Genomic DNA, 15,093 nt, shown 5'->3' on the forward strand with positions numbered 1-15,093 from the left:
CATTATTCTATTTTACAAGAACATATTTAGAACATGTTGCAATCCCGGTATCTGATCTGGCTCCTGACCGCATTTTTAATCATTGCAGGCTGTAGTCCAGAACCCAAAAAACCTGGTATCTATTTCTGGGACCAGGTATATTTTCCGCTCACACAAAAAGCCAAATTACCTATTGATAGCTTCGGAAGTCTTTACCTGCGCTATTTTGATGTCACATGGAATGCTACATACAACGCGGCTGTGCCAATGCCGGTATACATGTACGAGTACAGTGATAGCTCCTTCTATGGCAATGCTATATTGATTCCAGTTATACATATTGAGAATGCAGTACTGGAAAAAACTCCTTTTGATTCCATACTTCCACTGGCGCTTAATATTATACAGAAAACAGAAACGATCTCCCGTAATATCTTAACAAAAACAAAAAAAGAGTGGGGGAGAGAAATACAATATGATTGCGAATGGACGCCCGATACCAAGGAAAAGTATTGGGAATTATTGAAGTATCTGACAGGTAATCAATACGGAAAACAATTGACTGTTACAGTTACTTTAGCTGCGTTCAAAGACAGAACTGCTTATGGCATACCCCCTGTAACTGGTGCAATGTTGAAGTGTTATGACTATGGGGATACTGCAAGACCAGTAACTGCTAATGCAAATCTTGAACTGGAGAAATTGAAAACCTATTTTACAGATACCAGCGTATACCCCTTACCGTTAGGTATGCAATTTCCTGTTGCAGCAAGATTTAATTTGTATAGAAATGGAGCATTTATGGGGGTTCCAAACCTGCAGTCAAACATTATGTCAAACGGCAATTTATTTATGCCAACAGATGGAGGCAGTTATATTTTAGGTGCTGATACCACCTGGGCTGGAACCATCCTGAAAAAAGGGGATCTGCTGAAGAAAGCAATAATTGATCCGGGTGTATTGGCAAATGCAGTTCGTTATTTGAAAGCGACGTTGCCACAGTATGATATGATTGCGTTTAACAATTGGAATCCACCAATTACCTATCGTTATGATACCATCATGCGGCCATTGCTACAACCCAAAAAATTGGAAGCTTCTAAGAAATAATCTGCTATAAAAAAGCAAAAGCCGTCTCTACTCAGTAGAAACGGCTTTTGTATTTCGGCTAATATTAGTTCATTTTTTTCAAAGCCTCCAGCGATTCTGTTACATGCTTTTCTCCATCTTTCATGGAATTAAATGTATGTACAACTACGCCTTTCTTATCTACGATATAAGTAACCCGGCCAGGGATCACAAAGGTTTTAGGAACACCGAATAATTTCCTTACTTTCTGATCAGGATCACTCAACAGCGTAAATGGAAGATTGTGATGCGTCGCAAAACTTTTATGACTGGCTACATTATCAGAACTGATACCAATTACCATAGCGCCATACTTTTTGAAATCTTCGTATGAATCGCGGAAAGAACATGCTTCCTTGGTGCATACACTGGTTTCATCCTTTGGGTAAAAGTATATTACCAAAGGCTGCTTGCCAACGACAGTGGCAATGTCAAAGGTATTGCCGTTCTGGTCCTGTAATTTGAATTCAGGGACTTTATCGCCCGCTTTTATCTGGGCATCCGCAGATGGGCTCCAGAACTGGAAAAATGCAGCCATAATGAATAGGAATTTTATCAATTTCATATTGCATGATTGTACTGCAATTTAACGCTGAAAGTTGGCATAAACATTACCAATTATCAGAATTTATATTGGAAACCGAAAGAGAGGCTGTTGATGCCAAAACCAGACTGAATACCAGCGGAGGTCTGTGTGGTAGTGCTACCCGTAGGACTCTTGTTTACCGAATGAGCAACCGTGAGCAGTTCTCCTAAGCTGAGTGTGATAGCACTACGTTTGGTCAGATTCACTAATAATCCTGGCCTGTAAAAGAGCATGCTCATATTGAGTGAAGACTCCTGCTGATCACTACCCTTCGTATCCACGGTGGTTTTATTGTGAAGGTACATCAGTCCTACATCATTAAAGACAGACAGTTTATCACTCCAGATAGGTTGTTCAAACCTTACAAATGGACTCACATGAAATCCATCGCTCTTAGTAGTGGCGCCTGATAACTTTTGGTCACCTGTACCATGGGAATAGCCAACAGAGAGCGCAATAGAGAACTTATTACTGATGTAGTGGCCATAGGTAGGAGCGATGGTGAAGTCGTTGCTTTTTATTTCATCGCCATTAGCTTCCTGCTTAGAGTTATTAAATCCGATAGTACCGCTGATGTAATTTTTCTTTTCCTGTGCCTGTGATTTCACGGCGCTCAATGCCACGGTGAGCATGAGTACAGGGATAACGCGTTTCAGTAACATGATATAGATTTGGTTTTATATGAATGAAGAATTTGTCACATATTATGCCAAAAAATCAAGTGATAAGTTGAGTATAAAATGGAGGAAATTTTAAAACCTCTTTTTATCTGCCTCATTAATCATTATTTTTGGCGTCTAAAACATAGTGTTTTGAAGACGATACTAAACGGGAAACAATTGTCTATCACCATAGACAGGCTTTGTCACCAGTTAATAGAGAATCACCTCCAGTTTGAAAATACAGTACTGATAGGCTTGCAGCCGAGGGGGGTATTTCTGTCGGACAGGATTTATGAGAAGTTAAAACAGCTGTTACCAGATGCACATATCAATTACGGTAAGCTGGATATCACTTTTTACAGAGATGATTTCAACAAAGGGAAGGAATTGCATGTTCCTAGTGAAACAAGCATCGACTTCTCTATTGAAAATAAAAAAGTCGTTTTAATAGACGATGTGCTTTATACCGGCCGTACTATTCGTTCGGCGCTGGATGCAATGCTTGATTTCGGAAGACCTGATGCCGTAGAGCTGTTGGCCTTGATAGACCGCCGTTTCAGCCGTCAGCTTCCTATTCAGCCTGATTATACAGGACGTACCATCGACGCGTTCATCTCCCAGAAAGTGAGAGTGTTATGGAATGAGAGAGATGGGAAAGATGAAGTAGTTTTGGTCGATTAAGAAATTCGGATTTCAGAATTCAGATTTCAACCTTTATATTTGCACATTAATGTCACTTTCTGTAAAACACTTACTCGGAATTCGCGATCTGCAGCGTCAGGATATAGAACTCATTTTTCAAACAGCCAGGGAGTTTAAGGAGGTTTTACAAAGACCGATTAAAAAAGTTCCCACGCTCCGCGACACTACCATTGTCAATTTATTCTTCGAGAATTCTACACGCACGCGCATTTCTTTTGAACTTGCTGAAAAGAGACTTGGAGCAGATACTATTAATTTCTCTGCTTCCGGTTCTTCCGTATCAAAAGGGGAAACCCTGATTGATACAGTGCATAATATCTTGTCCATGAAAGTGGACGTGATCGTTATGCGTCACAGTGCAAGCGGTGCCCCGCATTTTCTTTCCAGACACGTGGATGTGCCTATCCTGAATGCCGGCGACGGTATCAATGAACATCCCACCCAGGCCCTGTTGGATGCCTTTTCCATCAAGGAACGCCTCGGTAGCGTAGAAGGTAAAAAGATTGCTATCTGCGGCGATATCATGCACTCACGTGTAGCGCTCTCCAACATTTACTGCCTGAAAAAACTGGGCGCGGAAGTAACCGTAGTAGGCCCGCCAACACTAATTCCTAAATATCTGGAAGCAGCATTAGGTGTGAACGTTACCTACGATATCCGTGAAGCCCTCAATTGGTGCGATGTAGCCAACGTATTACGTATTCAGCTCGAAAGACAGAACACACCGTTGTTCTCTTCATTGCGCGAATATTCACTGGCTTATGGCGTCAACAGGCAATTGCTGGATAGTCTGCAAAAGGAAATCGTAATCATGCACCCAGGCCCGATCAATCGTGGTGTGGAGCTGAATTCGGATGTCGCAGACTCCAAACAATCCATTATCCTCGACCAGGTAGAAAATGGAGTCGCTGTTCGTATGGCCGCGCTCTATCTGCTGGCAGGCAACAAAAAATAAATCTAGCTAAACTCATTATAAAGGGCTTACTTGAAATTGATATCAATTTCAGGTAAGCCCTTCTTTTATTTATATAGTTACTTATTTAGAAGGAAGCATTCAGCCCCAGTGTATAAGAGCGGAAAAACGGATAGACGTTACCGTTATAACCGCCAGCTTGTTCAGGATCATAATATTTGATCTTCATATTATTGGTTTCCCATAAATCCTGGCCAGAGAAATATATTCTCACTGACTTTAGCGGAATTTTTTTCAGGAGAGATGCAGGCAAGCTATAGCCTAGCTGGAGGTTTTTAAGTCGGATATATGCACCATTCATTACCCAGTGACTACTAGGCACTGTGTTTTGTACATCGCCCTGATACAGCCTTGGAAAGAGTGCATTGGCGTGTTCCGGATCTGGAGTCCAATAGTTCTGGTTAATGCTCCAGGGCTCCTGCCAGCCGCTGGAAAAGGGAATATTATAACGAGGGTCCGGCATTACATTTCGGTTGCCTACCCCCTGGAAGAATACAGATAGTTCAATGCCTTTCCAGCTAATGCCTGCATCTATACCATAAGAATAAAGCGGGTCAGTGCTTCCCAGATAAACCAGGTCTTTTCCATCTATCACATTATCTCCATTAATATCTTTATACTTAATATCTCCAGCGCCTGTATTTGCGCTCTGGTAAGCGTGTTGAGCAACTTCCGTATTATTCTTGAAATAGCCTTCTGCCTGATAACCGAAAAGAGAAGAGTAAGGGTATCCACTAACGCCCTGGTTCCAGCCTGGCTGTGGTACTACGCCTTCGTTATGTAATACCCTGTTCTTGCTATGAAATAAGTTAGCATTTACATACCAGTTCACATTTTTAGCGTTATTTGTTTTCCAGCCAACATTTACTTCCCATCCTTGCGATTTCATACTGCCCTCGTGGAAGCCAAGTGGCCAGGCGCCGCTGGTAGACGGTGTCAGTATCGGGATCTGCATCTCTCTGTTATATCTCACAAAATAATCTCCTGAAATACTAAACTGTCCTTTGAACATGGTCATGTCCAATCCAATGTTATTCGCAGAAATATTTTCCCAACCTGTAGCCTGAGGTAACGGGTTATGATATACGAATTTTTGTAGTGCGTTAGGCGTAAATGTAAAGGTCTGCAAACGCTCGTCATTACTGATAGTATTCCAGCTATTCACATTACCCAGAGTACCCCATGACCAACGTACTTTAAATTCATTGAAGAACGGCAAGGCTTCATAAAACCAGGTTTCATTGTTTAATCGCCAGCCTGCAGAAAAAGAAGGAAATACTTTCCATTGGGTAAGACTTGGATAAAAGTTAGCAGCCTGGTAAAGTCGCGCACCAATTAAATTGGCTTCCAGTAAATATCGGTTATCATAATTATAATTGAGTTTGCCAAAGAGAGAAGTTAAAGAACCCGTAATAGCTAGCTCCCTGGCTAGTTGTGGTGTATTGCTGAATCCTTTATGCGCTATATCATCTGCACTGATATCATAGGATGCTGTGGTATTCTGGGTGGTATTATATGTTTCTTGTGTAAGACCTCCCAGCAGATGAATCGCATTTTTCTCTTTTATTTTCAGATCGTAATCAGCCAGCAGTTGCAGGTTTCCACCTTTTGCATTCAGTTTATTTATCTGCAACATATTATCTGGCTGCACTGCACCGGCAACGCCTACACGATTATACAATGGCACTGTTTGTCTGCCTAGCTCATCACGCAGCGTTTGCAACTGCGGACTATAGATCAACCTAAGTCCGAGGCCTTTTACCAGGCTGTCGGCCCTTAATGTAAATACTGCATCTATATAATTATTTGTTTCTTCTCTGTTACCACCGCTATTAAGTGTAGCATAAACAGGAGCGCCACCGTAAGCATAATTATTGGTGCCAGGAACAAAAACAGGCACGTAGCCAGGGCCTCTGTAAAGACCAGCCAGCAAGCCATTCGGGCCTTCTACCATTTGAGAAGGAGAGAGTGTTTTACTTTGTGCAAACGACATCCTGGTTTCCAGGCTGAAATGTTTATCGAACTTATTATTGATACTAAATCTTGCGTTGGCGCGATTCGTTTTATCGGGCCCGATTGCAAATAGCCCTTGTCGCCCGAAATACCCTACAGACGCAGTAAACTGATTCTTCTCGGAGCCACCTTTTACGGAGAGATTATAGTTCTGTACCGCAGTTTTATTTTTGGTAAGCAGTGCTAACTGGTTGTAGTTGTAATAGTATTTGTAGTAATCAGGGTTGTTATAATCGATGGTGTATTTATTGCCTTGTTGCATCATTGCAATCTCAGCAGGCTGCCATGGTGCTGGAAGTCCGGCGTTTTCCGCGGCGATATTAGCCATGGTGGCGTCTTGTGCAGAGGATAAGCGCTGAGGGAGGCGTATCGGTGTTTCAAAGCCTGCCAGTGTATTAAAATCGATGGCGAGTTTCCCTGGTTTTCCGGTGCGTGTAGTTACTAATACCACGCCGCCAGCGCCTCTGGCGCCGTAGATGGCCGCAGCGGCAGCATCTTTCAGGATTGATACAGATTCAATATCATCTGGATTTAAGACAGCCAGGGAGCCAGGAACACCATCTACAATGACGGGTGTATTGGAACTACTGCCAGAGCTAACGCCGCGTACTTGTACATTGAATCCTTCTTTCCCTGGTTGGCCGTTGCTGCGTGTTACCACCAGGCCGGTGGCAGTGCCTTGCAGGGCAGCCATTACATTGGCTACTGGCCTGCTTTTAAGCCTGTTTCCCTCTACCTGTGCAATGGCGCCAGTGATATTGGCCCTCTTTTGAAGGCCATATCCTAGTACCACCAGCTCATTTAGTTTTTTGAGATCGGGTTGTAAGATGATATTGATATTATGTCGTTCGCGGACTGTGATTTCCTTAGGCTGGAAGCCTATCAACGATACTTGCAGCGTGGCTTGTCCCGATGCCAGTTCCACCTGAAATTGGCCCGATTCATTGGTGGCCGCGCCATTCTGCGTACTCATTTCACGAATAGAAACGCCGCTGAGCGGTTCCATACCGTCCGTTACAATGCCTGTCACCAGCCATTTATTAGGATTTGCCGGACGGTTATTGCCAGGAGGAGGTAAGTTATTGTTGTTGCTACCAACAGGGAATACGATAATCTGTCCGTCCCTTATTTCGAAATTATATTTGGAAGAAGGGAAGAGTTGTGGAAGTACGGAAGATAGAGGCGCGTTTTTAACGCGAATACTAATACCTCTGCGGTTTTCCAGTTCATCTGAGGAGAGTGCGAACGTATATTTTGTTTGTTTTTCTATTTCCCTTAGGATGGATTTAAGGGAAGCGTTTCTATACTGAAGTGTAACATTTTTAGGAATAGAAGATTGGGCAGATGCGTTTGCACCGGCCAATACCAGGATAACAAAAAAGAGGGTAGCAGACGACAGGCTTAACCTGGTAACTGAGCGTAGCGCCTGAGAAATGATTTGCTGCATAGGCAGATTTCACCAGGGCTATTAGTAGAATTGAACCAGGTTATCTTCGTGTTTAATATTTATTTGTAATGCTTTTCTGATGATATCCAGTACTTCATCCAGTGGAAGATTCCTGAAAGTAGCCAGCAGTTTAGCATCCGCGAGTTGTGGATTGCTAATGGTCACTTTTACATGGTAATAATCTTCCAGGGCAGAGGCTACATCTGATAAAGGTGTTTCATCAAATACGAGGCATCTGGTTTTCCAGGCCAGGATATTATTAGATTTTTTATGCAGGGTAGTACTGATATCTGATTTGTTGTGCACCAATAAAGCTTCCTCGCCAGGGGTAAGGATTACGTTTTTGTCGGCGCCTTTATATGCGGCGCTAACTTTACCTGTTTGCACAAAAACTTTCACATCATGATCAGCAGATTTTACATTGAAGGAGGTGCCGAGTACTTTGATGTCAACGTTTTGAGCGGCCACCGCGAAGGGTTGCGCATCATTTTTAGTGACGTCGAAGAAGGCTTCACCTTTCTGAATGGTGATCTGACGATCTTTTTTACCATAATCGCGAGGTACCTTAATGATGGTGTTGGCGTTAAGGTATACCATGGAGCCATCCTGAAGCTTTACACTGTCTATCTGCATTTGGGTGGCATATGTTTTATAATTGCCTGGCCCCAGCAGCGTGAGTGTAGCAGCGATGCCTGCTACAGCGGCAGCGGCCCACCAATAGCGTCCCTGGATCTTTCTTACTTTAGTGGTAGTGGCAGCATTTTTTTCTGATGAAGCTACTGAAAGCGGTGCTGTAGCAGTAATTGGCGCTGCAACACATGCATTCGCTGGTAGTTCGTCCAGTGTGGTGCTGAGTTTTTGCCATTGCCCGTGGGTATCGAAGGCAGAGGCAGCAGGGAGAGGATCTCCGTTCCACATATCCCTCATATCCAGGAAGATGTCGAGATTTGCCGGGTCCTGCTGAATCCAGTCATTGAGCAGTCGCTTGTACTGTTCATTCTCCGGACTCTCCAGGTAACGGATCACAATATCTATGTCGGTTTTGCTATTCATGGCTACTTATTGATAATACAACCAGGGGGCTTGTTACCATTAGTCTATTTCAAAATTTTTTTTTTCTGTCGGATTTACTGCTTATTAATTAGGACAACCCTAAGTTTTTTCAGCGCGGTAGTCAGGTGCGCATATACAGTATTAATAGAGATATCGAGTTGTTCGGATATTTCTGCGGGAGATAAGCCATTAAATCGGCTCATTTCAAATACGCGACGACACTGATCGGGCAGTTTCTCCAATGCATAGCGGTATTGTGTTTCCAATTCCTTATGCTCGAGGAGCTGATGGGTTGTTTCAGCAGGAGTGGCGACATGCATCTGTTCTTTAGTATATGTCTCCTTTCGCTGTTCTTTCTTAATACAATTCAGACAGGTATTCACCGTGGCTCTGGACAGATAGTGTTGAATAGGTGCTCTTTCGTCAAGGTTTTCCGCATTCTTCCACAAGTTGAGGAATACATCTTGTACCATATCATTGGCGGTATCCTCATCTTTTACATATCGCACAGCGATATTGTACATAGAAGGGGCGAACTGTTTAAAAACAGCCTCAAATACATCTTTCTTTCTATTCCTGATGCCTTTTACTATTTCTTCATTACTCAGTTGCAACATGCGCTGATCTTTTGTTTCCGCCGATGCGAAGATAGATGATTATAAAGTTTTTTTCACTTTAACATTTTCTTCACTAATGGTAAGTGTTGTTTCGGGTGTATTGTTATTATACGGCCGCCAACAAGTAGGGCATAGTTACAAAAACCATGCACAACGAAAGCCGTAGGACAGCATCATTATTTTTAACCATATCAAAATTTGAATGCCATGAAAAAAACAATGACAGGAATGTTCGCATTAGCCGCAATGATCTTAGGTATGTCTGCCTCAAAAGGTAACGCTACTCCGGTAAAAGCTATTGACAGCATAGCTGTAATCAGTGCAGATTCACTGGCAAGTGCTGATAGTCTGAAAACTTTTTCCGTTGATTCATTAGCTGGCAAAGCATTTATCAGCGCCGACTCATTAGCTGGGTTAGATACTGCAGCAATGCGTACACACATCAGCGTTAGGCTCGATTCGCTCAAAGGTACTGATTCTCTCCGCGCGGCAGAAGCCGGATCAATCACCGGTAAAATCACTCCCGCAGACGGAGCTACCGAAGTAGAAGCGGTAAATGCAGAAGGTAAACTCAAAGCTGCTGTATCTCAGGGTACTTTTACTATCCCTGGTGCTAAAGCAGGTAACTATGTAATCACCGTAGTAGGCAAACAACCATACAAAAGCGCCATCGTAAAAGATGTGAAAGTGGAAGATGGTAAAGTAACCGATATCGGTGAAATCAAACTCGAACAATAATATTTAAAATACTAGCAACCAACAACACACTCATCCTAACTGAGGACCCTATTGGTTTGATCCATGAGGCTATTCTATTCTTGGAATGGCCTCTTTCTTTTACAGCAATTTACCCTGTATATTCGTAGCTGTAAATTTGTACAATGCGCACCATATTATTACTGATTGTCTCCAACTCCTTCATGACATATGCCTGGTACGGGCATCTAAAACACACTGAAACTGCCCTTTGGAAAGTTATCCTTATGAGCTGGGGCATCGCCTTCTTTGAATATTGCTTTATGGTGCCCGCCAACCGCCTGGGATACATGGAAGGCTGGAGCGGCTTTCAGCTGAAAACTATCCAGGAAGTAATCACCCTTACCATCTTCAGTTTATTTGCCATCTTCTTCCTGAAAGAACCACTGCGCTGGAATTACCTGGTATCTTTTACGCTGCTAATAGGAGCAGTTTATTTCATGTTCAAGAAATAATATACCGCTTCTGTGCCGTTCAACCTTTTTCCTTTGGACAGCCTCTATTAATTATTATTTTTGAAGATCCGTAAATCTCGCAGTCTTACATGTTTCAAAGAATCTATACCGCACTGACGTTGCTGCTGTTGCTGAACAGCTCCCAGGCCTTTTGCCAGCCTTCACCTGTCTGGAACGCTGCTGATATTAAACTGCAGCTCAAAAAACTGGATACCCTCGGTAGTGTGCTCTATTTTGCCGCTCATCCTGATGATGAGAATACACGTTTGCTTGGATATCTTGCGAAAGAAAAATTATACCGTACCGGCTACCTCTCCCTGACAAGAGGCGATGGAGGCCAAAACCTGGTTGGTAATGAACAAGGAGAACTGCTGGGCCTTATCCGTACCCAGGAATTGCTCGCTGCTCGTCGTATAGACGGTGCCGAACAATTTTTTACCCGGGCACAGGACTTCGGCTTTTCCAAGAACCCTGAAGAAACCTTCAGCATCTGGGATTCCGCTAAAATCATCCGTGATGCTGTTTGGGTAATCCGCAAGTTCCAACCGGACGTGATTATCTGCCGCTTTCCGGCGGATAGTCGTGCTGGACATGGCCACCACACTGCCTCTGCAATGATTGCTGCCAAAGCTTTCGACCTGGCCGCTGATCCAAATTATGCGCCCGAACAGCTGGCATATGTAAAGCCATGGCAGGCAAAACGACTCCTGTGGAATACTTTTAGTTTTGGTGGCAACAATACTACTGCTGAAGATCAGTTCAAGATTGACGTAGGCGTTTATAATCCATTACTCGGTAAGGGTTTTGGTGAAATAGCAGCTGAAAGTCGCTCCCAACACAAAAGTCAGGGCTTTGGTGTACCTGCATCGCGTGGATCTGCCCTGGAATATTTCCTGACCATAAAAGGTAACAGTCCGGTGCAAAGTCTCCTCGATGGTGTAGACCAATCCTGGAACCGTCTTCCACAAGGCAGCGCTATTGGCGCCCTAGTTGATAAAGTTATTGCCTCCTATAACATGGATAATCCCGCTGCTTCTGTGCCTGCACTGCTGGAAGTACGCAAAGCCATACAACAACTGCCGGAAGGTTACTGGAAAAATCAGAAACTAAAAGAAACCGAACAGCTGATACTAGCTTGTGCCGGTATCTGGGCAGAAGCCTATAGCAATAATCCCGTAGTGGTGCCAGGGCGCCCGATGACCGCTAGTGTTCAGGTGATCAATCGCGGCAATATTCCGGTAACGCTTAAAAATATTACCCTGCCTGGCAAAGGAGACAATAATGTAGGTCAACAATTACCATTTAATAATCTCTATAACTTAAATACTACGCTGGACGTACCTGCGAATATCCCAGTTTCACAACCATACTGGCTGATTGGCGCACATCCTCTCGGCACCTACAACATTGAAAATCCATTGCTGGTAGGTAATCCCGAGAATACCCCCGCTTTACAGGCCAGCATTCAACTGCAAATAGGTGGACAGGATTTCATCATCCAACGTCCATTCCAATATAAATTTACTGACCCGGTGAAAGGTGAGCTATATGAGCCACTGGTAATAGCTCCCCCTGTAATTGGTAACCTTACCAACCAGGTATTTATTTTTACCGGCAACAACTCACAGGATGTAGCCGTTAAAATGCAGGCGATGACGGATCATGTGAACGGAGAGCTTTCATTGAAACTGCCTCCAGGCTTTACTTCAACTCCTGCTACTATCACTTATAATTTCGATCAGAAAAATGATGAGAAAGAATTTCATTTCTCCATCAAACCAATAAAAGCAGAAAATAATAACCGGGTTGATACCTTTAGCGTAGCTATGACCTATAACGGTAAAGCCTATACGGATGGGTTACAACGTATCAGCTACGATCATATTCCGGTAATCACGCTTTTCCCGCCAGCACAGGCCCGACTCGTTACCGTAGCGCTGAAGCATAATGGTAACAACCTGGGATATATTCCTGGCGCCGGTGACCTGGTAGCCGCCTCGTTGCGTCAGGTTGGATATAACGTTACTGAACTGACAGAAAAAGATATCATGTATGGAGACCTCTCCAGATATGATGCTATTATTGCTGGAGTTCGTGCCTATAATACCATCCCACGTATGAAGTTCTGGCAACCGCATCTGATGGAGTACGTGAAAAATGGGGGGACTTATTTGGTGCAATACAACGTAAATTCGCCGCTGGTAATGACAGATCTCGGGCCTTTTCCTTTCAGTCTTTCCCGCGACAGGGTTACAGATGAACATGCAAAGGTCGAGTTCCTGAACCCTAAAGATCCAGTATTACAATATCCTAACGCCATTGTACCTTCAGACTTTAGCGGTTGGGTCCAGGAGTTGGGACTGTATTATACCTCAGGGGCAGACAAAGCTTATGATAAATTATTTGCCATGCACGATAAGGGAGAATCGCCATTGGATGGTTCTACATTAGTGGCTAGCTATGGCAAAGGCAGATATGTATATACATCTTTGTCTTTCTTTAGACAGCTGCCTGCGGGTGTACCAGGTGCATACAGGCTGTTTGTGAATTTGATTTCAGCAAAAAAGTGATAGCAGGAATATATGAGTAAGGATAAGTATGTAAAGCAAAACAGACCAAGACTGCGCATAGCAGCCATCATGTGTATTGTACTCGGCCTTGTAATCGGGTTTGAAATAAAGCGCATACATATTGGATTGCTGATAGGCATAGGACTTGGTCTGCTGACCGGTAGTATGTGGAGTAAAAGCACGCACGACTGATCAGCTGCTGGCAAGCGCATTTAAAATATTTAAGGACCTGTAATTCTACCTTTCCATGTCACAAAATATGGAGGAAGAAAAGCCACCATTATTTCCATCCTGGAAATATTGGTACATATTGGTAATAGGCTGGTTAGCCTTACTGATTGTGCTTTTCTATGTATTCACCAAAACATTTTCATGAGTTCATTAGACTGGATCGTACTGGTTGCCACGCTAACCATTATTGTGGTATATGGCATTTGGAAGAGCCGTGGTAAACAAAATATGGAAAGTTATTTCCTGGGCAATCAGTCTATGCCCTGGTATATTGTATTGCTTTCTATAATAGGTACACAGGCAAGTGCCATTACTTTTATTTCGGCACCCGGCCAGGCTTATACCGACGGGATGCGTTTTGTACAATATTACTTTGGCTTGCCACTAGCCATGGTGGTACTCTGCATCACCTTTGTACCCATCTTTCATAAACTGAAAGTATATACGGCGTACGAGTTCCTGGAGCAACGCTTCGACCTGAAAACACGAACACTCACTGCCGCATTGTTTCTCATTCAACGCGGATTATCCACCGGTATCAGTATTTGTGCGCCTAGCATTATTTTATCCTCTTTATTAGGCTGGAATCTTTACTGGACCAACCTGATTATGGGAGGCTTACTAATTATCTACACAGTAGCTGGTGGTACCAGGGCAGTGAGCTACACACAGACGTTGCAGCTGGCAGTGATCTTTGCAGGCATGTTTCTGGCAGGCTGGATGGTGATTCACTTGTTACCTCCGGATATAGGCTTTAAAGAAGCATTACAGGTATCTGGTAAGATGAATAAGCTGAATGTAATCGTTACGAAGTTTGATTGGAATGATAAATATAATATCTGGAGTGGCTTGATAGGAGGTTTTTTCCTGGCGCTATCTTACTTTGGAACCGATCAGTCGCAGGTAGGCCGTTATCTTACCGCCAAATCCGTTAAAGAAAGTCGTTTAGGCTTGCTGATGAATGGTCTGGTAAAGATTCCTATGCAGTTTCTCATTTTGCTGATAGGCGCATTGGTATTTGTTTTCTATTTGTATTTCAGAGCACCGTTATTTTTTAATGAGGCACAACTGGCACGGGTACACGAAACAGCTCAAGGGCCTGCTTTACGCCAGCTGGAAGGCAAGTTTGAAGAGCTGAGCACTGTCAAACAACGCCAGGTAAAGCAACTGGCAACAGCATTGGAAAAAGGAGAGGAGAGCAGTATTGCTACTGCACAGCAAGCGTTACAGGCCACAGAAGCACAGGCCCAGCATGTACGTTCTGAAGCAGTAATGCTGATAAAAAATGCTGATCCTGGTGGAGATGCCAACGACACTAACTATATATTCCTTCACTTTGTGGTTAACAGTTTGCCCAAAGGTTTGGTGGGCCTGCTCATAGCAATCATATTCCTTGCTGCCTGGGGCAGCATCGCTGCGGCCTTGAATTCTTTGGCTTCTACTACCATTATTGATGTCTATAAGCGTTTGTATAAGTCAGAAGAGACGCCGGAGAAATACCTGCGTATGTCGAGGGTATGGACGCTGATTTGGGGTTTGTTCTGCATTGCAGTAGCTCAGTTTGCAAGTGGCCTCGGAAGTTTGATTGAGGTGGTAAACGTTCTAGGCTCCTGGTTTTATGGCGTCACATTAGGCATCTTCCTGGTGGCATTTTACCTGAAGCGTATAGGCGGCACAGCTACATTTTACGCTGCTATTATTTCGCAGGTCATGGTATTAGTTTTATTCTGGATGGAAAAAGTAAGTTTCCTCTGGTTAAATGCTATCGGTTGCATATTGGTATTGCTTATTGCTTTAGTTATACAGTCTTTTATTCCTGCTAAATTGAAATATGATGAAATAGTCAGGGATCCTAAGAAGGGTTAGTTTTGGATTGTAAATAACATAAAGGGTAGGTGAACCATCGAGCGGTCAGCATTGT

13 protein-coding genes are annotated in these 15,093 nt (G+C 43.4%); 8 read left to right on the plus strand and 5 right to left on the minus strand.

The genetic code is table 11. The features are described from left to right. The first annotated feature begins 33 nt into the window (after positions 1–33). Complete coding sequence (locus ACE38W_RS21840) at positions 34–1,089, plus strand: hypothetical protein (protein ID WP_375834698.1); 1,056 nt, start codon at positions 34–36, stop codon at positions 1,087–1,089. A 64-nt stretch (positions 1,090–1,153) separates the two neighbouring features. Here ACE38W_RS21840 and ACE38W_RS21845 read toward each other — a convergent pair whose 3' ends face one another. Both ACE38W_RS21845 and ACE38W_RS21850 read right to left on the minus strand, forming a co-directional pair. Further along, positions 1,154–1,645, minus strand: a complete 492-nt coding sequence (locus ACE38W_RS21845) for a peroxiredoxin (RefSeq protein ID WP_375834699.1) — start codon at positions 1,643–1,645, stop codon at positions 1,154–1,156. A gap of 83 nt (positions 1,646–1,728) precedes the next feature. Then, the gene (locus tag ACE38W_RS21850; RefSeq protein ID WP_375834702.1) at positions 1,729–2,355 is read right to left on the minus strand and encodes an outer membrane beta-barrel protein; all 627 of its coding nucleotides are present in this window, start codon (positions 2,353–2,355) and stop codon (positions 1,729–1,731) included. Between the two features lie 150 nt (positions 2,356–2,505). Here ACE38W_RS21850 and pyrR point away from each other — a divergent pair, with 150 nt between their 5' ends. Together pyrR and ACE38W_RS21860 are read left to right on the plus strand one after the other, a co-directional pair. Then, the gene (gene pyrR / locus ACE38W_RS21855; protein ID WP_375834704.1) at positions 2,506–3,036 is read left to right on the plus strand and encodes a bifunctional pyr operon transcriptional regulator/uracil phosphoribosyltransferase PyrR; all 531 of its coding nucleotides are present in this window, start codon (positions 2,506–2,508) and stop codon (positions 3,034–3,036) included. A gap of 49 nt (positions 3,037–3,085) precedes the next feature. Then, on the plus strand, positions 3,086–4,012 hold the full coding sequence (locus ACE38W_RS21860) for an aspartate carbamoyltransferase catalytic subunit (protein ID WP_375834707.1): 927 nt from the start codon (positions 3,086–3,088) through the stop codon (positions 4,010–4,012). Positions 4,013–4,097: 85 nt separating this feature from the next. Here ACE38W_RS21860 and ACE38W_RS21865 read toward each other — a convergent pair whose 3' ends face one another. The 3 genes from ACE38W_RS21865 to ACE38W_RS21875 form a co-directional block, all read right to left on the minus strand. Next, entirely contained in the window at positions 4,098–7,490 is a 3,393-nt protein-coding gene (locus tag ACE38W_RS21865) for a SusC/RagA family TonB-linked outer membrane protein (protein WP_375834709.1), read from the minus strand. A gap of 21 nt (positions 7,491–7,511) precedes the next feature. Further along, positions 7,512–8,543, minus strand: coding sequence for a FecR family protein (locus ACE38W_RS21870; RefSeq protein ID WP_375834712.1), 1,032 nt, complete (start codon positions 8,541–8,543; stop codon positions 7,512–7,514). A 74-nt stretch (positions 8,544–8,617) separates the two neighbouring features. Further along, entirely contained in the window at positions 8,618–9,160 is a 543-nt protein-coding gene (locus tag ACE38W_RS21875; RefSeq protein ID WP_375834714.1) for an RNA polymerase sigma-70 factor, read from the minus strand. A gap of 207 nt (positions 9,161–9,367) precedes the next feature. Here ACE38W_RS21875 and ACE38W_RS21880 point away from each other — a divergent pair, with 207 nt between their 5' ends. The 5 genes from ACE38W_RS21880 (at position 9,368) to ACE38W_RS21900 (ending at position 15,038) form a co-directional block, all read left to right on the plus strand. Continuing rightward, positions 9,368–9,898 (plus strand): carboxypeptidase-like regulatory domain-containing protein, encoded by a 531-nt coding sequence (locus tag ACE38W_RS21880; protein ID WP_375834717.1) that lies wholly within the window; start codon positions 9,368–9,370, stop codon positions 9,896–9,898. Between the two features lie 143 nt (positions 9,899–10,041). Further along, positions 10,042–10,371 carry a DMT family protein gene (locus ACE38W_RS21885; RefSeq protein ID WP_375834719.1) on the plus strand — a complete coding sequence of 110 codons (330 nt, stop codon included), beginning with the start codon at positions 10,042–10,044 and terminating at the stop codon, positions 10,369–10,371. Between the two features lie 89 nt (positions 10,372–10,460). Beyond that, positions 10,461–12,941, plus strand: coding sequence for a PIG-L family deacetylase (locus tag ACE38W_RS21890; RefSeq protein WP_375834722.1), 2,481 nt, complete (start codon positions 10,461–10,463; stop codon positions 12,939–12,941). Positions 12,942–12,953: 12 nt separating this feature from the next. Further along, positions 12,954–13,133 (plus strand): hypothetical protein, encoded by a 180-nt coding sequence (locus ACE38W_RS21895; protein ID WP_375834725.1) that lies wholly within the window; start codon positions 12,954–12,956, stop codon positions 13,131–13,133. Between the two features lie 180 nt (positions 13,134–13,313). Further along, positions 13,314–15,038 carry a sodium:solute symporter gene (locus ACE38W_RS21900; protein ID WP_375834728.1) on the plus strand — a complete coding sequence of 575 codons (1,725 nt, stop codon included), beginning with the start codon at positions 13,314–13,316 and terminating at the stop codon, positions 15,036–15,038. Positions 15,039–15,093 lie beyond the last annotated feature (55 nt).

Origin of the sequence: Chitinophaga sp. Hz27, assembly GCF_042263525.1 — a bacterium.
GTDB lineage: Bacteria > Bacteroidota > Bacteroidia > Chitinophagales > Chitinophagaceae > Chitinophaga.